Genomic DNA, 19,269 nt, shown 5'->3' with positions numbered 1-19,269 from the left:
CCTCGTGCCGGGGAGGATCCTATGCGTCCAGTGCTTCGCGGACCTTCCTTGCCAGTTCGTCCACCCGGAACGGCTTGGACAGCAGCCGCGTGCCCGGATCGAGGACGCCGTTATGCACCACCGCGTTGCGGGTATAGCCGGTGGTGTAGAGCACCTTGAGCTCGCCCAGCAGCGCGATCGCCCGGTCGGCGAGTTCGCGGCCGGTCATGCCGGGCATCACCACATCGGTGAACAGCAGCGTCGGCACCAGCCCGCGCTCGATCAGCGCCAGCGCGGCGGGGCCGTCCGGGGCATGGGCGACGGTATAGCCCAGATCGCGCAGCACCTCGACCGAGAAGGCGCGCACCCGCGTCTCGTCCTCGACGACCAGAATCGTCTCGCCCGGATGGCCACCGCGGACCTCGGGCGGCAGGCCGCGCGGACCCGGCGTCGGCGTCTCGCCGTAGAAGCGCGGCAGGTAGAGGCGCACGGTCGTGCCCACGCCCGGCTCGGAATAGATGCGGACGTGCCCGCGCGACTGGCGGACGAAGCCGAACACCTGGCTGAGGCCGAGGCCCGTCCCGCGCCCGACCGGCTTGGTGGTGAAGAACGGGTCGAACGCCTTCGCCAGCACCTCGGGCGCCATGCCGCAGCCGGTATCGCTGACCGCGATCATCACATATTGCCCGGCGGCCATCTCCGCCTCGCGCGCATAGTCGTCGCCGATATGCGCGTTGGCGGTCTCGATCGTCAGCTTGCCGCCGTCCTCCATCGCATCGCGCGCGTTGACCGCGAGGTTGACGATGGCGTTCTCCAACTGGCCGCGATCCGCCTCCGCCCGCCACAGCCCGGCGCCCAGCACCGTCTCGACCGCGATACGTTCGCCCAGCGTGCGGGCGAGCAGGTCGGTCAGGTCGGCGATCAGGCGATTGCCCTCGACCGGCTCGGGCGACAGCGGCGACTGGCGCGAGAAGGCGAGCAGCCGCCGGGTGAGTGCGGCGGCACGGTCCGCGCCGTCCTTCGCCGCATCGACATAGCGCTGGATGTCGTGGTTGCCGCGTGCCAGCCGCCGCCCGATCATGTCCAGCCCGCCGATCACGACCGCCAGCATGTTGTTGAAATCATGCGCGATGCCGCCGGTCAACTGGCCGACCGCCTCCATCTTCTGCAACTGGCGCACCTGCGTCTCGGCGGCGGCGCGGGCGGAGGCGGCGTCGTGCAGTTCGGTGGCGACCCGTTCGAGCTGCGCGCCCTGCCGCCCGACCTTCGCCTCGAGCTTCACCAGCGCGTCGGCGCGCTGCACCGCGACCCAGGTGATCTCGGCGATCTCGGTCACGAGCGCGACCTCGCCCGGCAGCCAGCGGCGCGGGGTGGCGTGGTTGAGGATCAGCACCGCCTCCACCCGCCCGTCGTGGCGCAGCGGCACGCACAGCCCGGCGCGCGCGGTATAGTTGGCGACCAGTTCGGGCTCGAAATCGGGGTCGTGACTGAAATCATGCGACACGATCGGATGGCCGCCGCGCAGCTTCTGGACGTTTACGCGCCCGAAGCGGTCGAACGAATGGCTGCCGCTGAGCGTCGGCAGCGCCCCGTCGTTCCAGCCCGCGCCGTAGCGGACCTGGTGTCCGCCGATCCGGGCGAAGGCGACGCGGTTGATCCCGAGCCGTTCGCCCAGCGCCTGTGCGGTGAAGCGCATGATCGCCGCCGGATCGCTGGCCGCGCGCTGCCGTGCGCTGAGCGCGAGCACGAAGTCGCGTTCGTCGCGGGCGGCGATGGCGGCGAGTTCGGCCTGCTTGCGGTCGTCGATGTCGTAGCTGACGCCGGGGAAGCGGACCGGGCGACCGTCGTCGTCGAACACGCAGCGTCCCTGTGCCGACACCCAGCGGACGCGGCCTTCGGCGTCGAGCAGGCGATATTCGGCGAGGAACGTGCCGTCGCCCGACGGGTCCATCGCCCCCTCGATCAACCGCTGTGCTGCGGGCAGGTCGTCCGGGTGGATGCCGCCGAAGAACACGTCGATCGATGCGCCGTCCGCCGCCACCTGCGGATCGACGCCGTAGAGCAGCGCGAAGCGGGCGTCGGCGCGGATGATATCGGCCTGCACGTCCCAGTCCCATGCGCCGATGTTGCGCCCCGCCGACAGCGCCTGTTGCAGCCGTTCGTCGGCGGCGGCGCGTTCGCGCTCGGCCACGACGCGCGAGGTCGTCTCGCCGGTGACGCAGAACAGGCCCGCGATCCGGCCCGCATCGTCAAAGGCCGGGGAATAGGTGAAGCTCCACCAGCTTTCCTCCGGCTCGCCGGTGCGTTGCAGGTCGAGCTTCATATCGGTCGCGACGAAACTGCCGCCCGCCAGCGTCCGTTCGACCAGGGGCACGAGTTCGTCCCAGATATTGGCCCATACCACGTCGAACCGCTCGCCCAGCGCCTTGTCCACCCGATGGCCGAGGATCGGGCGATAGGCGTCGTTGTAGAAGCAGTGCAGATCCGGCCCCCACGCGAGGAACATCGGCGTGGGGCAGGCGAGCATCATCGCCAGCAGCGCGCGCAGCGACACCGGCCACGCATCGATCGGCCCGAGCGGCGTCCGCGACCAGTCGCGTGCGGCGATTTCCCGCCCGGTAAGTGTCTGAAGCGAAATGGGTCCGTTAGGCATATGCCCGGCGTGTTAGCCGATCAGCCCGGCATGTGCGAGTGCTGCGTCGACCGCGGCGCGCGATGCCGCCGACGGCGGGGTCATCGGCAGGCGCAGGTCGGTCGGGAAGCCGGGCCGCACGCGCCCCAGCGCATATTTCACCGGGCCGGGCGAGGCATCGCTGAACAGCGCGGCATGGAGCGGATAGAGCCGGTCCTGGATGGTCAGCGCGCGGGCATAGTCGCCGCACTGGCAGGCGTCCTGGAACTCGGCGCACATCGCGGGCGCGACATTGGCGGTGACGGAGATCGCGCCGGTGCCGCCCATCGCCATGAATGCCAGCGTCATGTCGTCGTTGCCCGACAGCTGCGCGAAGCCGGTGCCGCAGCGCGCGCGATGCTCGGCGACGCGCGCCATCTGGCCGGTCGCGTCCTTGATGCCGACGACGACCTCGGGGAACGCCTGCACGATCCGCTCGACCGTCTCGACCGCGATGTCGGTGACGGTGCGCGCGGGCACGTTGTAGAGAACGATCGGCAACCCGCCCTGCCCCGCCAGCACTTCGAAATGGCGGAACACCCCTTCCTGATTGGGTCGGTTGTAATAGGGCGGGACCAGCAGCGCCGCCGCCGCCCCCGCCGCCTTCGCCGCATGGACGTGGTGCAGCGCGACCGCGGTGTCGTTCGAGCCGCAGCCCGCGATCACCGGCACGCGCCCGCCCGCCTGATCGACGCAGACCCGCACGACGTGATCGTGCTCCTCGATGGTCATCGTCGCCGCCTCGCCGGTGGTGCCGCAGGGGACCAGCGCCGACGAACCGCTCTCGATCTGCCAGTCGACGAGCGCGCGGAACGAGGCTTCGTCGAATCGACCGTTGGCGAACGGCGTGACGAGGGCCGGGATCGAACCGGAAAACATGGGGATAAACGCTCCGTCGAGAGGAATCTGGGCCGAAAAGGTGGCGACAGATACGGCGCGCTTCCATATCATGTCCAGTATGCTGACCACCGTGTTCAAGAGCGCGTTCCTGCTCGCCGGCGTCGCCAGTGCCGCCGTGGCCGCAGGGGTGTTGCAGACGCCCTTTCCGCAATCCGCGCCCGTGGCCCCCACGGCGACGCGACAGCCATTGCCGCCGGGCTATGTCCCCTCCGTCCCCGCGCCCGCCACGGTGCAGGCCCCGGTGCCCTATGACCCGATCCAGCCGGTGCTGGCCGACTGGAAGCGGTTGCAGCAGTCGGACAATTATCCCTTCGGCGAATACGCCCGCTTCCTGCTGGCGCATCCGGGCTTTCCGGGCGAGACCAGCCGCCGTGCCGCCGCCGAGACGGTGCTGGCCGACGGCGGGCAGGACCCGTCGACGGTGCTGCGCTTCTTCGGGCGCTATCCCCCGCTGACCGCCGCCGGACAGTTGCGCTATGCCGAGGCGCTGATGGCGACCGGCCAGTCGGGCGCGGCGAACGATGCGGCGCGCGCGGCGTGGCGGCGGGGCGCGTTGCGTACTGCCGACGAGAGCAAGCTGTTCACCCGGTTCGCGGGCGTGCTGACCCCGGCCGATCACGACGCGCGGATGGACCGGCTGTTGTGGCAGGGGGCGACCAGCGCGGCCCAGAAGCAGATCGGCTTCGTGTCGGCGACGATGCGCCCGACCTTCGATGCGCGGCTGTCGTTCAAGGGCGGCGGGGCCGACGCCACGGTGCGCGGCGAGCAGCCGGGGGTGGACCGGGCCGATCCGGGCTATGTCGCCGACCGGGCGATGTGGCTGCGCGCGACCGGCCAGTCGGCGGCGGCGCGCGCCTACCTCGCCCAGCCGCGCCGCCTGTCGCGGACGCCGGGCGATGTCGAGGAATGGCTGGAGGTGCTGCTGACCAATGCCCGCGCCGCGCAGGCCGACGGACAGTATTCGCTGGCGTACCAGATCGCGTCGCAGATCGACGATGCGTTCCCCGCGGGCACGGTGATCGCCGACGAGCCGTACGGCGAGCGCGACGACTATACCAGCCTTGCATGGCTGGCGGGCACGGTCGCGCTCCAGCAGTTGAACCGCCCGACCGAGGCGGCGGGGATGTTCGCGCGCTATGCCAGCGGGTCGCGCACCCCGACGGTGCGCACCAAGGGCTATTACTGGGCGGGCCGCGCGGCGGAGGCGGCGGGCGACCGGCCGACCGCCGATCGCTGGTATGCGCAGGCGGCCGATCTGGGCGACCTGTTCTACGGCCAGCTGGCCAGCGAGCGGATCGGGCGTCCGTTGCGTGCGCCCGCCGCGACCGCCGATCCCGCCGCCGTGCCCGCCGCGGTCCGCACCGCCTATATGAACGGCGAGGTCGCGCGCGCGGTACGCTATCTCGGGCGCACCGGCCAATATGCCGACCAGACGCTGTTCGTCCGCAAGATCGCCGAGGATGCGCGCAGCGACACCGACCACGCGCTGGCGGTCGAGCTGGCGCGGGCGGTCGACCGCCCCGACCTGGGCGTGATGGTCGGGCGCAGCGCGCTGCTGAACGGGCACAGCGACTATACGCTGGCGGGCTATCCTTCCGTCAGCGTACCCGGACCGCATCAGGGGCAGTTCACGCTGATCCATGCCATCGCGCGGCAGGAAAGCCAGTTCGACCGCACCGCCGTCAGCCGCGCGGGTGCGCGGGGCCTGATGCAGCTGATGCCGGGCACCGCGCGCGAGACGGCGGGCAAGCTGGGGCTGTCGTACAGCGCGTCGTCGCTGAACGATCCCAGCTACAACATGCAGCTCGGATCGACCTATATCCAGCGGATGCTCGACTATTACGGCGGCAGCTATCCGCTAGCGATCGCGGCGTACAACGCGGGTCCGGGCAATGTGAACAAGTTCATCCGCGCCAACGGCGATCCGCGCACGCCGGGCGTCGACGTGGTGGAATGGATCGAGAAGATCCCGCTGACCGAGACGCGCGGCTATGTGCAGCGGGTGCTGGAGAACGCCGTCGTCTATGACCTGATCCACGCCGACAAGGCGCGCTCGCGGGGCCCCAACAACCTCAGCTGGTATCTGGGAAAGAACCGTCCGGGATGAGCGAGCCGCGGCCCAATTACATCACCCCCGCGGGCTATGCCGTGCTCAAGGCGGAATATGACCAGCTGCTGGGGAGCGAGCGCCCGAAGCTGGTCGACGTCATCGCCTGGGCGGCGGGCAACGGCGATCGTTCGGAGAACGGCGACTATATCTACGGCCGCAAGCGGCTGCGCGAGATCGACCGGCGGCTGGGGTTCCTCGCGAAGCGGATGAAGGCGGCGCGGGTGGTCGATCCCGCCGCGCAGACCGAACGGGGCCGCGCGTGGTTCGGCGCGGTGGTGACGATCGCGGACGAGGACGACAACCATCGCACGCTCGAACTGGTCGGCGACGACGAGGCCGACGCGGGCAAGGGCCGGATCGGCTGGAACTCGCCGATGGCACGCGCATTGCGCGGCAGTGCGGTGGGCGACGTGCGGACGGTGCAACTGCCCGGCGGGGCGAAGGAATATGAGGTGATGGCGATCGGCTATCCGTGAAGGGGTGATGGGTGCAGGGCCATAGGTCGTCGTTCCCGCGCAGGCGGGAACCCATTGCCGCCGACGGTTGCGATTAGGCCGCGACCTCCGCGCATATGGATTCCCGCCTGCGCGGGAATGACGAACGGTAGGTGATGCGTCACCCCACCCCTGCCGTCACCCCGGCGCAGGCCGGGGTCCATGGATACGGGCGGGATCGATCGACGCGCGACCGTGCCGCGTCCATGGATTCCGGCTTTCGCCGGAATGACGATGGGGCCGGGTTCGTCGTTCCCGCGCAGGCGGGAACCGATTGCCGCTGAGGGTTTGGATTAGGTCGCGGCCTCCGCGCATATGGAATCCCGCCTGCGCGGGAATGACGAACGGTAGGTGATGCGTCACCCCACCCCTGCCGTCACCCCGGCGCAGGCCGGGGTCCATCGACACGGGCCGGATCGATCGACGCGCGACCGTGCCGCGTCCGTGGATTCCGGCTTTCGCCGGAATGACGATCTGCGCATATTGGCATACCTACGAAACCTCGCCGCAGTGCAGCGGTTCCTTCTGCAACCCGTCGAGGAGAAACGATGCCCCATTTCACGCCCCTGATCGGTACCATCGTGCTCGCGCTGGTCGCGGCGTTCCTGCTGGGGGCGCTGGCGCATCGGCTGAAGGTGTCGCCGATCGCGGGCTATCTGCTCGCCGGGGTGCTGATCGGGCCGTTCACCCCCGGCGTCGTCGCCGACAGCGGGGTCGCGAGCGAGCTGGCCGAAATCGGCGTCATCCTGCTGATGTTCGGGGTCGGGCTGCATTTCAGCCTGAAGGACCTGCTGTCGGTGTGGCGCATCGCGGTGCCCGGCGCGACCGTGCAGATCGCCGCCGCGACGCTGATGGGCCTCGCGCTGGCGCTGTGGCTCGGCTGGTCGGTGATGGCGGGGGTGTTCTTCGGCCTCGCGCTGTCGGTCGCCAGTACGGTGGTGCTGCTGCGCGCGCTGGAGGGGCGGCAGCTGGTGCAGACCGAACGCGGGCGGATCGCGGTCGGCTGGCTGATCGTCGAGGATCTGGCGATGGTCCTGGCACTGGTGCTGCTGCCGGTCATCGCCGCCGCGAGCGATCCCGACAAGGCGGTCGCGCCGTCGGCGATCCTGTGGTCGGTCGCGGTCACGCTGGCGAAGGTCGGCGGCTTCGTCGCGCTGATGCTGATCGTCGCGCGGCGGGCGATCCCGTGGGCGCTGCACTGGGTGGTGCACAGCGGATCGCGCGAGCTGTTCCGCCTCGCGGTGCTGGCGATCGCGCTGGGGGTCGCGTTCGGATCGGCGCTGGCGTTCGACGTGTCGTTCGCGCTGGGCGCCTTCTTCGCGGGCATGATCCTCGGCGAGACCGAACTCAGCCGCCGCGCGGCGCAGGAGACGCTGCCCCTGCGCGATGCGTTCGCAGTGCTGTTCTTCGTGTCGGTCGGCATGCTGGCGGACCCCAAGGTGCTGGTCGAGCAGCCGCTGCCGCTGCTGCTGACCGTCGCGATCATCGTGGTCGGCAAGTCGGCGGCGGCGTGGGGCATCGTGCGCGCCTTCGGCCATCCGGGCCGCACCGCCGCGACGATCGCCGCCAGCCTCGCGCAGATCGGCGAATTCTCGTTCATCCTCGCCGGGCTGGGGGCGCAGCTCGGCATCCTGCCGCAGGAGGCGCGCGACCTGATCCTTGCCGGGGCGATCGTCTCGATCATGCTCAACCCGGTCCTGTTCGCGCGCGTCGCCGGGCGCGGCATCGGCCCGCACGCGCCGACGCCGGTGGAGACGACGCGCGAGGAACGCCGCGAGGATCATGTCGTCGTAATCGGTGCCGGGCGGGTCGGGCGGCTGATCGCCAAGGGCTGTCGCGACGCCGGGCGCGCCTTCGTGATCGTCGAGGACCAGCGCGACACCGCCCGCGCGGCGGAGGCCGAGGGGTGGAGCGTGGTCGTCGGCAACGCGCTCGACCCGCAGGTGCTGCGCGAGGCGGGCGTCGATCGCGCGACCAAGCTGCTGATCGCGATTCCCGGCGGGTTCGAGGCCGGATCGATCACGGTACGCGCGCGGGAGCTGAACCCCGACCTCTACATCCTGTCGCGCGCCCATTCGTCGGAGGATGTCGCCCATCTCAAGCGGCATGGCGCCGACGAGGTGGTGCTGGGCGAGGAGGAACTGGCGCGCACGATGCTGCGCCGCGCGGGCGAACGCCGGGCGGAGGCCGGCGGGTGACGGTTTCGGTCGCGCCCGGCGGCGCGGTGCGATAGGACGGGCCATGGTCCATCTTCCCCCGCCCAATCCCACCGGCCCCCATCCCGTCGGCAACGTCGCGCTGCTGATCGATGCCGACAATGCCGGTGCCGCCTATCTCGATTCGGTGCTGACGGTGCTGGCCGAGTTCGGCACGGTCAACGTCCGCCGCGCCTATGGCAACTGGCAGAAGCCCGGCCTGAAGAGCTGGGAGAAGCTGCTGATGCGCCACGGGATCGAGCCGTTCCAGCAGTTCGACATCACCAAGGGCAAGAACGCCACCGACATGCGCATGACCATCGACGCGATGGACCTGTTGCTGCGCGGGCGGATCACCGGTTTCGGCATCATGTCGTCGGACAGCGACTTCATGCCGCTGGCCCAGCGCATCCGGCAGGAAGGGGTGCCGGTCTACGGCTTCGGCACCGAACGCACGCCCGAGGGGTTCCGCGAGAGCTGCACGCGGTTCATCGATGTCGCGTCGCTGGACGTGGAGGATGTGGCGAACATGCCGCTGCCGCCGCCGATCGGCGGCACTCCCCCCGCCGCCGCGCCGGTCGCGGCCAGGCCCGCCCCCGCCCCGGCGCGCAAGAGCCAGAAGGTGGACGCCGCGCTCGTGAAGCTGCTGTCGGACGCCTATGATGCGTCGAAGGTCGACAAGAAGGGCTTCGCCAGCCTGTCCGAAGTCGGCCAGCGCGCGGCGAACCGGTCGAGCTTCGACACGCGCAACTACGGGTTCAAGCGCCTGTCCGACCTGATCGAGAAGGTCCGCGAGTTCGAGGTCGAACGGCGCGATACCGGGGTGTTCGTCAAGCTGGTGTGAGGGGGGGCTTCTCAACGGGCTCGAAGCGCAATGCAGGTTTGGCGTGCGCCAACCAGCGCACCCCCCCTTCGCTTCGAGCAGGTTCGAGCGAAGTCGAGAACCGTCCGTCGAGAAGGCAAGGCATCGCCGCACGCGACGACTTCTCGACAAGCTCGAAGCAAACGGATGGCGAGCGGTGCGCTACACCGCCCCCGGCAACGGCATCGCGAACACCGCGCGCGTGCCCGGCCCGGCATGCTCGAACGCCAGCGTGCCGCCCAGCTGGCGCGACAGGCTGGCGACCATCCGCATGCCGAGGCTGGTCGGGCGCGCCGCGGTCGGATCGAAACCCGCAGGCAGGCCGACGCCGTGATCGGTCACGGTCAGCAGCAGTTCGCCGTCGTCGCAGCGGGTGACGACCTCGACCGGACCGCCGCCGTCGCCATAGGCGTATTTGACCGCGTTGGTGACGAGTTCGGTGACGAGCAGCCCCAGCGGGATCGCGGTATCGCCGCTGACGGTCAGCGCCGCAATGTCGCAGTCGATCGCATGGCTCGGCGCCTGTTCGCGCAGCTGGTCGATAATGCCGCACAGCAGCCGGTCGAGCGCCACCACGCCCACCCGGTCGCCCTGCCACAGCTGGTCGTGCGCCTGGCCGATCGCGACGATCCGCGCCTGCGCGTCGCCCAGCAGCCGCTGCACGCGCGGATCGTCGTCCTCGCGCATCTGGAGGTTGAGCATGGCGGAGACCATGGCCAGGCTGTTCTTGACGCGGTGCGATGCCTCCCGCGTCAGCAGTTCCTGATGCTCGATCGCGGCGCGCAACTGCGCCTCGGCCTCCAGCCGTTCGATCGCCACGCCGATCAGGTTGGCGAACCCCTGCATGAAGGCGAGGTCGTCCTCCTCGAACCGGCCGTCCTTGCGGCTGTCGACCTCCAGCACGCCGAAGCGTTTGCCGTTCGCCTCGACCAGCACGTTGATCGCGCGCTTGACGCCGTGGTCGGCCATGAAGCCGGGAGTGCGGAAGCGCTTTTCCTGGTCGAGATGGTTGGAGATCACCGCCTCGCCGGTGCGGAAGGCAAAACCGGCGGGCGAGGCCATGTCGTCGCCCATCTCCGCACCGCCGACGACGCCTTCCCTCCAGCCCACGCCCGCGCGAACGACCAGCGTGCCGCCCTCCCCGTCATGGTGGAGGAACTTGGCGAGGCGGGTGCGCATCCCCTCGGCGGCGAGTTCGACCGCGGCGCGCACGATCTCGTCGATGTCGCGGCTGCGCAGCGCGATGCCGCCGAAGCGCGCGAGGATGCGCTGCTGGTCGAGGCGATAACGGATCGCATCGGCGGGATCGTCCGATCCCGCCTTGTTGTCCTCGACCACGGCCATCGCGTCTAGCGCGTCAGCTTCTTGTAGGCGAGGCGCGTCGGACGATCCGCCGCGTCGCCCATGCGGCGGCGCTTGTCGGCCTCATATGCCTCGAAATTGCCCTCGAACCATTCGACATGGCTGTCGCCCTCGAACGCGAGGATGTGGGTGCACAGGCGATCGAGGAAGAAGCGGTCGTGGCTGATGACCACGGCGCAGCCCGCGAAGCTCTCCAGCGCCTCCTCGAGCGCGCGCAGCGTCTCCACGTCGAGGTCGTTGGTCGGTTCGTCGAGCAGCAGGACGTTGCCGCCCTCCTTGAGCATCTTGGCGATGTGGACGCGGTTGCGCTCGCCGCCGGACAGCTGGCCGACCTTCTTCTGCTGGTCCTGCCCCTTGAAGTTGAACGCGCCGACATAGGCGCGCGTGCCGAGTTCCTGCTTGCCGAAGCGGAACACGTCGAGGCCGTCCGACACCTCTTCCCACACGTTCTTGTTGGGATCGAGGTCGTCGCGCGACTGATCGACATAGCCGAGCTTCACCGTCTGTCCGACCTCGATCGTGCCGCCGTCGGGCTTTTCCTGACCGGTGATGAGCTTGAACAGCGTCGACTTGCCCGCGCCGTTCGGGCCGATCACGCCGACGATGCCGCCGGGCGGCAGGTTGAAGTCGAGATTCTCGAACAGCAGCTTGTCGCCGTACGCCTTGGTCAGGCCCTGCGCCTCGATCACCTTGCCGCCGAGGCGGTCGGGGATCTGGATGAGGATCTGCGCCTTGCCGACCGCGCGATTTTCCTGCCGTTCGACCAGTTCGTCGAACGCGCGGATGCGGGCCTTGCTCTTGGTCTGGCGCGCCTTGGGCGTCTGGCGCATCCATGCCAGCTCGTCCTGGATCGCCTTCGCGCGGCCCGCTTCCTCACGCTCTTCCTGCTCGAGGCGCTTGGCCTTCTTTTCCAGATAGCCCGAGTAGTTCGCCTCGTAGGTGTAGTAGCGCCCGCGATCGAGTTCGAGCACCCAGTTGACCACATTGTCGAGGAAATAGCGGTCGTGCGTCACGAGGATGACGTTGCCGGTATATTCCTTGAGGTAGTTCTCCAGCCACGCGACGCTTTCGGCGTCGAGGTGGTTGGTCGGTTCGTCGAGCAGCAGGATGTTCGGCTTTTCGAGCAGCAGCTTGCACAGCGCGACGCGGCGCTTCTCGCCGCCCGAGAGATTCTCGACCGAGGCGTCGCCCGGCGGGCAGCGCAGCGCCTCCATCGCGATTTCGAGCTGGTTGTCGAGGCTCCAGCCGTCGACCGCGTCGATCTTCGCCTGAAGATCGCCCATCTCCTCCATCAGCGCGTCGAAATCGGTGTCGTCGGTGGGATCGCCCATCTCGGCCGAGATGGCGTTGAAGCGATCGACGAGGTCGGCGACCGAGCGCACGCCGTCCTTGACGTTCTCGATCACGGTCTTGTTCGGATCGAGCTTCGGCTCCTGCGGCAGATAGCCGACCTTGATCCCCTCGGCAGGCCATGCCTCGCCGGTGAATTCGGTGTCGATGCCCGCCATCACCTTCATCAGCGTGGACTTGCCCGCGCCGTTGGGGCCGATGATCGCGATCTTCGCATCGGGCAGGAATTGCAGGTGGATGTTGTTGAGCACCGGCTTGGCGGCACCGGGGAAGGTCTTGGTCAGCCCCTTCATCACATAGCTGTACTGCACGGCCATCGCCGAAGGCTCCGTTTCGTAATGTCTGGAATGGATCGAGGTGTCGGTCAGCGATGTAGCGACGGGGCGGGGCGTTGGCAACGCGGGGGTATGCGACCCTCCGGGCCGTACTTCGTGATCCTCCCCGCCTGCGGGGAGGATCTTGGGTTGCGTCCGATCCAAACGTATGGAACGCAGGCGTACCGAACCGAAGGGGAACCCATGCGCCGTCTGTTGCTTGCCGCCCTTGCCCTGCCGCTGCCCGCGCTCGCCCAGCCGACCGCCGCCGACGTCGCGGCCCTGCGCGACGCCGCGCTGACCGATACGGTGGCATGGGACATCACCGAGGGGCTGACGACCGAGATCGGCCCGCGCCTGGCCGGCACCCCCGACGAGGCGCGCGCGCGCGAATGGGCGGTGGCGAAGCTCAAGGCGCTGGGGTTCAGCAACGTCCGCATCGAGCCGTACCGCATGCCGGTGTGGGTGCGCGGCGCGGAGACGGCGGCGATCGTCAGCCCCTTCCCCCAGCCGCTGGCGATCACCGCGCTCGGCAATTCGGGGGCGACCCCGCCGGACGGGCTGGAGGCGGAGGTCGTCTTCTTTCCGACGCTCGACGACCTGAAGGCCGCCCCCGACGGCAGTCTCAAGGGCAGGATCGCCTTCGTCAGCCACGCGATGACCGCGACGCAGGACGGATCGAGCTATGGCGCGTTCGGCGCGGTGCGGCGCGCGGGGCCGGGAATCGCTGCGCAAAAGGGCGCGGCGGCGATCGTCATCCGATCGATCGGGACCGATCATCACCGCAATCCGCATACCGGCTCCACCGTATTCCCGACCGGCATCAAGCCGATCCCGGCGGGTGCGCTGTCGGTGCCCGACGCCGAGCAGCTCGAACGCGCGCTGAAGCGGGGCAAGCCGGTGCGCCTCAAGCTGGTGCTGACCCCGCGCCAGATCGGCGAGCGCGAGTCGGGCAACGTCGTCGCCGAGGTGCCGGGCAGCGATCCGTCGGCGGGAATCGTGCTGATCGGCGGGCATCTCGACAGCTGGGACCTCGGCACGGGTGCGATCGACGATGCGGCGGGCCTCGGCATCACCACGGCGGCGGCGAAGCGGATCATGGCGGCGGGCACCCCGCGCCGCACGATCCGCGTCGTCTGGTTCGGCGCGGAGGAAGTGGGCGGCGTCGGCGGGCGCGCCTATGCCAGGGCGCATGCGGGCGAGCGGCACGCGATCGCCGCCGAGAGCGACTTCGGCGCCGACCGGGTGTGGCAGTTCGACGTGGGCCTGCCGCCGGAAGCCGCACCGATCGCGACGCGACTCGCCGCCGCGCTCGCCCCGCTGGGCATCGCCAGGGGCAGCAAGTTCGCGGGCGACGGCACCGACATCGGCCCGACGCTGGCGCAGGGCGTGGCGGGCATCGACCTGACGCAGTCGGGGCTGCGCTATTTCGATCTCCACCACACGCCGGACGACACGCTGGACAAGGTGGACCCCGGGCAACTCCGCCAGAACGTAGCGGCATGGACCGCGATGCTGGCGGTCGTCGCCAACGCGCCCGAGCCGATCGGACCCGTCACCCGGCCGCGCTGAGTTGTGTCCGGAATATTGCCGAACGGTTCCTCCATTGGTCGCAAAGCCGCATTCCTGCCACATTCAAAGATTGACGGCAGCGCAGCATACGCTATTGCGGGAACGTCGCGACGGCATCGCTGCCGGATAAAACGCGAAGTATATTTTTGGGAGCTACCCCTATGAAGAAGATCCTGCTCGTTGCCGCCGCCGCCGGCCTCCTCTCGGTCGCCGCCTGCAAGAACACCCCGGCCGACAACGCCGCCGACGCCGCTTCGGACAACCTGGAAATGATGGCCGACAACCTCGAAGCCCAGGCCGAGAACACCTCGAACGAAGCCGTTGCGGCCGACCTGATGAACGCTTCGGAGAACGCCGAAGACGCTTCGGACGCGATCGAGAACGCCGGCGAACTGAACGGCATGTAATTCCCGTCTCCGGCGCGGCTCACCCGCACCGGAACCGGATTGCAAAGAAAGGGGCGCCCCGGCATCGGGACGCCCCTTTTTTATTGGGCCGGGCGGTCGTTTTGCGGATGCGAAGGGCGCGATCCGGACATGGCGTCATCGTGGCACGATTGCGGCATGTCACAGGGGCGTAACGACTTATTCGCCCTCCAGCCGGGCCAGCGCGATACGGTGCTCGGCGGCGAGGCGGCGGTGGGCATCGCGCGCCGCCGGGCTGGTCGCGTCGCGCGCGAATTCCTGTTCCTGCAGGAAGCGACGGCGATGATAGTCCGCCGGGTCGCCCGTCGCTTCCATCGGCGGCGCCACATGGCGAAAGACCCGGAACCAGTCGAAGAACCTGCCCATCGCTCCCGTCTCCCAAAGAAAAGGGGCCGGGGCGCGAACGCCCCGGCCCCGAAGCGCGGCCTCAGAACTGGAAGCCGACGCCCGCATTCGCCCCGGCATAGCCGCGGCTGTCGATCGTGCCGCCGAACTTCACGACCGCCTGTCCGTCGTTGAAGGCGCGCGATGCGCCGAACGCCATCGCCGACTGGCCGCGATAGGTGCCGACACCGGCGGCGATCATGGTCTTGCCCGGCTCCATCGCCTGCGGCAGCGCCGCCACCGCCATCGCCGCCGACGATCCGGCGCTCATGTCGCGCCGCATGTCGCGCAGGTCGAACCCGACCTGCGTCAGGCGGCTGTCGATATAGTTGGTCGCCTCGACGAAGGTGTTGCGCATGCTGGCCTGCAACTGGCCGACATTGACCGCATCGGTCGCCGCGGTGCCCGCCGCGACGTTGCGCACCGTGACCGGCGTGGTCCCGTTGCCGAGCGTCACCCCGCCGTCGGCGGCGTACTGTACCGAGTTGCTGCCGAGCGCGAGGGCGGCCTGTGCCGTCTGCTGGGTGGCGAACAACTGCCCGCCGTTCACCGCCTGGGTCGAACCGGCGGCGACGGCGCCGTTGGCGACATTGGCGATCGTCACTGGCGCCGCGGCATTGCCCCCGGCCAGCGTGATCGTGTTGGTCCGCTGTCCGGCAGCGTTACGGTCGTACTGGATGCTGTTCGACGCCTGTTGCGAGACCGCGAACAGCTGCCCGCCGTTGACCGCGTCGGTCGAGCCTGCCGCGACGCTGCCGCCCGCGACGTTGTGCAGGCCGACCGGGGCCGCCGCATTCGCGCCGATCAGCGTCACGTCGTTGGTGCGCACCCCGCCGTTGGGCGTCGTCGGGCTGCCGGGGTTGCTGTACTGCACGGCCGACACCGTGCTGCCGGTGACGATGTTCGACAGGTTGGTGATGGCCGTCGTGTTCGACGCGACCTGCGCATTGGTCGCGGCGAGCTGTCCGCCGTTGATCGCGTCGGTCGATCCGGCGGCGACCACGCCCGCGCGGACGTTGTGCAGCCCGACCGGGCCGCCGCTTGCTCCCACCAGCGTCGTGTCGTCGGTGATCGTGCCGCCGTTGGGCGTCGTCGGGCTGCCCGCATCGGCATATTTGATCGGGGCGTTGCCGACCTGCGTCTGGAGGTTGGTGATCGCGGTCGTGTTGTTGTTGATCGCGGTCGTGTTGTTGTCGACGCGGGTGGTCAGGTTGGTGATCGCGGTGCTGGTGCCCGCCTGATTGTTCTGCAGGTTGGTGATCGCGGTGGTGTTGCTGGCGATCTGGGTCGTGTTGTTGCTGACCCGCGTGTCGAGCGAGGCGACGTTGTTCTCGACGGTGGTCAGCCGCCCTTCGGTGTTGGTCACGCGGGTGCCGAGTGCCGCCACCGCCTGGTTGGTGGTGTTGAGCTGGTCGCCGTTGACCGCATCGGTGGAGCCCGCACCCACGTTGCCTGCGCGGACGTTGTGGAGCCCCACCGCGCCGCCGCTGGCCCCCACCAGCGTCAGCTCGTCGGTCACGGTGCCGCCGTTGGGCGTCGTCGGCGCGGCGGCGGTCGAGTAGCGCACCGGCCCCGCCGATCCGTTGCCGATCTGGGCGATGGCGGCGGTGTTGGCGGCGACCTGCGTATTGGTGGCGAACAGCTGCGATCCGTTCACCGCATCGCGCGAGGTGGCCGACAGCTGCCCGGCGGCGACGTTGGCGAGCAGCGTGCCGTTCGCCCCGCCGAAGGTCAGCCGGTCGCGGGCGGCATTGTCATACTGCACCGCGCTCAGCGTCAGCGCGGCGATGGCGTTGGTGTTGCCGGTCACGCGGGTGTCGAGCCCGCCGATCGAGGTCAGCGCGCCGTCCAGCCGCTGGTTGGTGGTGAACAGCTGCGACCCGTTGACCGCATCGGTCGAGGTGGCGGAGAGCGCGCCGGCCGCGACGTTGCCGATCGTCACCGCCTGTCCCGGCGCCGCGCCGACCAGGGTGATGCCGCCGGTACGGTTGCCCGCCGCATCGACGTCATAGCGTACCGCATTGGCGGTGGTGCCCTGCAAGGTGGTGATCGCGTTCGTGTTGCTGGTCACGCGGCCGTCGAGGTTGGTGATCGCGGTGGTGTTGTTGCCCACCTGCGTATTGGTCGCGAACAGCTGCGACCCGTTCACCGCCTGGGTCGAGGCGGCGTCGAGCGCACCCGGCCCGACGTTCGCCAGCGTCACGTTCGCGCCGGGCGTGGCGCCGATGAAGGTGACGCCGCCCGTGCGGTTGCCCAGCGCATCGGTGTCATAGCGCACCGTATTGGCGCCCGCCCCCTGCAAGGCGTTGATCGCGATCGTGTTGTTGGTGATCGCGGTCGTATTGGCCGTGACGCGCGTGTCCAGCCCGGCGATGGCGGTGGTGTTCGCGCCGACCTGCGTATTGGTCGCGAACAGCTGCGATCCGTTCACCGCGTCGGTCGACGTGGCGGTCAGCGCGCCTGCGCCGACATTGCCCAGCGTCACCGTCGCGCCCGGCGTCGACCCGACCAGCGTCAGCCCGCCGGTACGGTTGCCCGCCGCATCGACATCGTAGCGCACGGCGTTGCCGACCGCGCCTTGCAGGGCGGCGATGTCGGTCGTGTTGGTGGTGACGCGGGTGTCGAGGCCCGCGATGGCATTGGTGTTGCTGGTCGTCCGGGTGTCGAGTCCGGCGATCGCCGTCGTGTTGTTGGTCGTGCGCGTGTCGAGCCCGGCGATGGCATTGGTGTTGGTGCCGACCTGGGTGTTGGTCGCGAACAGCTGCGATCCGTTGACCGCATCGGTCGAGGTCGCGGTCAGCGCGCCCGCGCCCACGTTGCCGAGCGTCACCGTCGCCCCCGGCGTCGCGCCGACGAAGGTGACGCCGCCGGTGCGCACGCCCGCCGCATCGGTATCGTAGCGCACCGCATTGCCGACCGCGCCCTGCAGGGCGGCGATGTCGGTGGTGTTGGTCGTCACGCGGGTGTCGAGGCCCGCGATGGCGTTGGTGTTGCCGGTCGTGCGCGTGTCGAGCCCGCCGATCGCGGTGCTGTTGTTGGTGACGCGGGTGTCGAGCCCGGCGATCGCCGTCGTGTTGCTCGTGGTCCGGGTATCGAGGCCGCCGATCGCATTGGTGTTGTTCGTCACCCGCGTATCCAGCCCGGCGATGGCGTTGGTGTTGGTGCCGACCTGGGTGTTGGTCGCGAAGAGCTGCGACCCGTTGACCGCTTCGGTCGAGGTGGCGGTCAGCGCGCCCGCGCCGACGTTGCCGACGGTCACGGTCGCGCCGGGCGTCGCGCCGACCAGCGTCAGCCCGCCGGTGCGCACCCCCGCCGCATCGGCGTCATAGCGCACGGCGTTCGCGGTCTGCCCTTGCAGGGTGGTGATGGCGGTGGTGTTCGCACCGACCTGCGCATTGGTGGCGAACAGCTGCGATCCGTTGACCGCCTCGGTCGAGGTCGCCGTCACCGCGCCCGCGCCGACATTGGCGAGCACGGTGCCGCCCGCCCCGCCCAGCGTGGCGCGGGCACGGGTCGCGTCGTCATACTGGATCGCGGTGCCGGCGAGCGCCGTCACCTGATTGGCGACGCCGGTCAGCTGGCCCACGGTCGCGGCGTCGGTCGCGGCGGTACCGGCGGCGACGTTGGTGATCTGCCGCGCGCCGCCCGCCGTGCCGACCGAAACCTCGCCGGCCGAGGTCTGCGGCGCGGCGAGGCCGAGCGCGGCATAGTTGGCGACCGCACCGCGACCGGCGGTCGATCCCGCGCCCAGCGCCACGCTGTTGGCCGCCGTCACGCTGCTGTTGAAGCCGAAGGCGATGCTGCCGGTCGCGGTGCCGCTCGCCACCGCGCCGTTGCCGAAGGCGATGGCGTTGATGTCCGCCGCCGATGCCACCGCGCCTTCCGCGCCGAGGCCGGTGATACGGTTGCCGCCGATCGAGATGCCCGCCGGGGTGTTGAGGCTGATCTGGTCGGAGGTCGCGCGGCACTGATCGTTCGGGCCGACCACGTTGCCGCTGGTGTCGAGCACCTGGAGGGTGATCGGCTGGCCCGCTGCTGCCTGGTTCAGCAATCCGGTGACGTTGGTATTGAGCGTCGCCCCGCCCAGACCGAGCAGGGGGATGCCGAGGAGCTGGTTCACCCGGCTCTCGATCGGCGCGGTGATCCCGGTGAGTACCGGCGACATGATGCCGGTGACGACCGACGGGGGCAACTGCACGCCGCTGCACGCGCTGACCACGCGGGTTTGCGCGGCGGCCTGTTGCGCGGCGCCGATGCCGATCAGGACGGTGGTTCCCATGAGCGTCCGGAGCAGCAGGCGCGGGACGGCGATACGCGGGGTGGCGGTGGCCATGATGATACATCCTCCTGTGTGCCGAGAATGGGGGGCTTCTCGTGCCGGGTGATGCTGGCCGCGTCGTACCCAAGGATTGATGTGCGCGATGCACCCGGCGGGATGCGGAAATTGCGGCCTTCGCCCCGCCCGCCGGAACAGCCTTTCCGCGCCGTTAACCGGCGATCGTTCATCCGAATGACGAAAAATCCGGAAATCGACGCCCTTTGATCGCGGTCGGAGCGAAGGGCAGGCTGCGGAAAAGAAAGAATTTCCCGATCGAGCGGCAGCGCGGCCCGCCGCCTGGCTGTCCATGTGCTATTGCGAGTCCTTCGCATT

At 69.6% G+C, this 19,269-nt stretch carries 12 protein-coding genes; 6 read left to right on the top strand and 6 right to left on the bottom strand.

From position 1 onward, the window contains the following. Positions 1 to 19: 19 nt before the first annotated feature. Both ABLE43_RS10310 and dapA read right to left on the bottom strand, forming a co-directional pair. A complete protein-coding gene (locus tag ABLE43_RS10310) occupies positions 20 to 2,632 on the bottom strand; it encodes an ATP-binding protein (RefSeq protein WP_348978412.1) in 2,613 nt (870 codons plus the stop codon). A gap of 12 nt (positions 2,633 to 2,644) precedes the next feature. After that, positions 2,645 to 3,529 carry a 4-hydroxy-tetrahydrodipicolinate synthase gene (gene dapA, locus ABLE43_RS10305; RefSeq protein ID WP_348978411.1) on the bottom strand — a complete coding sequence of 295 codons (885 nt, stop codon included), beginning with the start codon at positions 3,527 to 3,529 and terminating at the stop codon, positions 2,645 to 2,647. A 79-nt stretch (positions 3,530 to 3,608) separates the two neighbouring features. Between dapA and ABLE43_RS10300 the strand changes: the two genes are divergently transcribed. The 4 genes from ABLE43_RS10300 (at position 3,609) to ABLE43_RS10285 (ending at position 9,193) form a co-directional block, all read left to right on the top strand. Beyond that, the gene (locus tag ABLE43_RS10300; RefSeq protein ID WP_425475255.1) at positions 3,609 to 5,657 is read left to right on the top strand and encodes a lytic transglycosylase domain-containing protein; all 2,049 of its coding nucleotides are present in this window, start codon (positions 3,609 to 3,611) and stop codon (positions 5,655 to 5,657) included. Further along, positions 5,654 to 6,136 carry a transcription elongation factor GreB gene (gene greB, locus ABLE43_RS10295; RefSeq protein ID WP_348978409.1) on the top strand — a complete coding sequence of 161 codons (483 nt, stop codon included), beginning with the start codon at positions 5,654 to 5,656 and terminating at the stop codon, positions 6,134 to 6,136. The genes ABLE43_RS10300 and greB overlap by 4 nt, the downstream gene beginning before the upstream one ends. A 566-nt stretch (positions 6,137 to 6,702) precedes the next feature. Continuing rightward, positions 6,703 to 8,352, top strand: coding sequence for a cation:proton antiporter domain-containing protein (locus tag ABLE43_RS10290; RefSeq protein WP_348978408.1), 1,650 nt, complete (start codon positions 6,703 to 6,705; stop codon positions 8,350 to 8,352). Between the two features lie 43 nt (positions 8,353 to 8,395). Continuing rightward, on the top strand, positions 8,396 to 9,193 hold the full coding sequence (locus ABLE43_RS10285; protein ID WP_348978407.1) for an NYN domain-containing protein: 798 nt from the start codon (positions 8,396 to 8,398) through the stop codon (positions 9,191 to 9,193). A 180-nt stretch (positions 9,194 to 9,373) separates the two neighbouring features. On the opposite strand, the gene ABLE43_RS10280 is transcribed toward ABLE43_RS10285, so the two are convergent. Together ABLE43_RS10280 and ettA are read right to left on the bottom strand one after the other, a co-directional pair. Beyond that, complete coding sequence (locus tag ABLE43_RS10280) at positions 9,374 to 10,555, bottom strand: sensor histidine kinase (RefSeq protein WP_348978406.1); 1,182 nt, start codon at positions 10,553 to 10,555, stop codon at positions 9,374 to 9,376. Positions 10,556 to 10,560: 5 nt separating this feature from the next. After that, positions 10,561 to 12,240, bottom strand: a complete 1,680-nt coding sequence (gene ettA / locus ABLE43_RS10275) for an energy-dependent translational throttle protein EttA (protein ID WP_348978405.1) — start codon at positions 12,238 to 12,240, stop codon at positions 10,561 to 10,563. Between the two features lie 201 nt (positions 12,241 to 12,441). Between ettA and ABLE43_RS10270 the strand changes: the two genes are divergently transcribed. Beyond that, on the top strand, positions 12,442 to 13,809 hold the full coding sequence (locus tag ABLE43_RS10270) for a M28 family peptidase (protein WP_348978404.1): 1,368 nt from the start codon (positions 12,442 to 12,444) through the stop codon (positions 13,807 to 13,809). A gap of 161 nt (positions 13,810 to 13,970) precedes the next feature. Beyond that, positions 13,971 to 14,216, top strand: a complete 246-nt coding sequence (locus ABLE43_RS10265) for a hypothetical protein (protein WP_348978403.1) — start codon at positions 13,971 to 13,973, stop codon at positions 14,214 to 14,216. A gap of 177 nt (positions 14,217 to 14,393) precedes the next feature. Here ABLE43_RS10265 and ABLE43_RS10260 read toward each other — a convergent pair whose 3' ends face one another. Beyond that, positions 14,394 to 14,600, bottom strand: a complete 207-nt coding sequence (locus tag ABLE43_RS10260) for a hypothetical protein (RefSeq protein WP_348978402.1) — start codon at positions 14,598 to 14,600, stop codon at positions 14,394 to 14,396. A gap of 61 nt (positions 14,601 to 14,661) precedes the next feature. After that, positions 14,662 to 18,951, bottom strand: a complete 4,290-nt coding sequence (locus tag ABLE43_RS10255) for a beta strand repeat-containing protein (RefSeq protein WP_348978401.1) — start codon at positions 18,949 to 18,951, stop codon at positions 14,662 to 14,664. Positions 18,952 to 19,269: the final 318 nt, after the last annotated feature.

Source organism: Sphingomonas silueang (assembly GCF_040049155.1).
Taxonomy (GTDB): Bacteria; Pseudomonadota; Alphaproteobacteria; order Sphingomonadales; family Sphingomonadaceae; genus Sphingomonas; species Sphingomonas silueang.
This window is presented reverse-complemented; position numbering and strand designations above follow the sequence as displayed.

Bases quoted from the DNA above. Each gene is read 5' to 3' on its own strand.
- ABLE43_RS10270 (WP_348978404.1), top strand. From the start codon at position 12,442: ATGCGCCGTCTGTTGCTTGCCGCCCTTGCCCTGCCGCTGCCCGCGCTC.
- ettA (WP_348978405.1), bottom strand. From the start codon at position 12,240: ATGGCCGTGCAGTACAGCTATGTGATGAAGGGGCTGACCAAGACCTTC.
- ABLE43_RS10255 (WP_348978401.1), bottom strand. From the start codon at position 18,951: ATGGCCACCGCCACCCCGCGTATCGCCGTCCCGCGCCTGCTGCTCCGG.
- ABLE43_RS10265 (WP_348978403.1), top strand. From the start codon at position 13,971: ATGAAGAAGATCCTGCTCGTTGCCGCCGCCGCCGGCCTCCTCTCGGTC.
- ABLE43_RS10260 (WP_348978402.1), bottom strand. From the start codon at position 14,600: ATGGGCAGGTTCTTCGACTGGTTCCGGGTCTTTCGCCATGTGGCGCCG.
- greB (WP_348978409.1), top strand. From the start codon at position 5,654: ATGAGCGAGCCGCGGCCCAATTACATCACCCCCGCGGGCTATGCCGTG.
- ABLE43_RS10300 (WP_425475255.1), top strand. From the start codon at position 3,609: ATGCTGACCACCGTGTTCAAGAGCGCGTTCCTGCTCGCCGGCGTCGCC.
- dapA (WP_348978411.1), bottom strand. From the start codon at position 3,529: ATGTTTTCCGGTTCGATCCCGGCCCTCGTCACGCCGTTCGCCAACGGT.
- ABLE43_RS10285 (WP_348978407.1), top strand. From the start codon at position 8,396: ATGGTCCATCTTCCCCCGCCCAATCCCACCGGCCCCCATCCCGTCGGC.
- ABLE43_RS10310 (WP_348978412.1), bottom strand. From the start codon at position 2,632: ATGCCTAACGGACCCATTTCGCTTCAGACACTTACCGGGCGGGAAATC.
- ABLE43_RS10290 (WP_348978408.1), top strand. From the start codon at position 6,703: ATGCCCCATTTCACGCCCCTGATCGGTACCATCGTGCTCGCGCTGGTC.
- ABLE43_RS10280 (WP_348978406.1), bottom strand. From the start codon at position 10,555: ATGGCCGTGGTCGAGGACAACAAGGCGGGATCGGACGATCCCGCCGAT.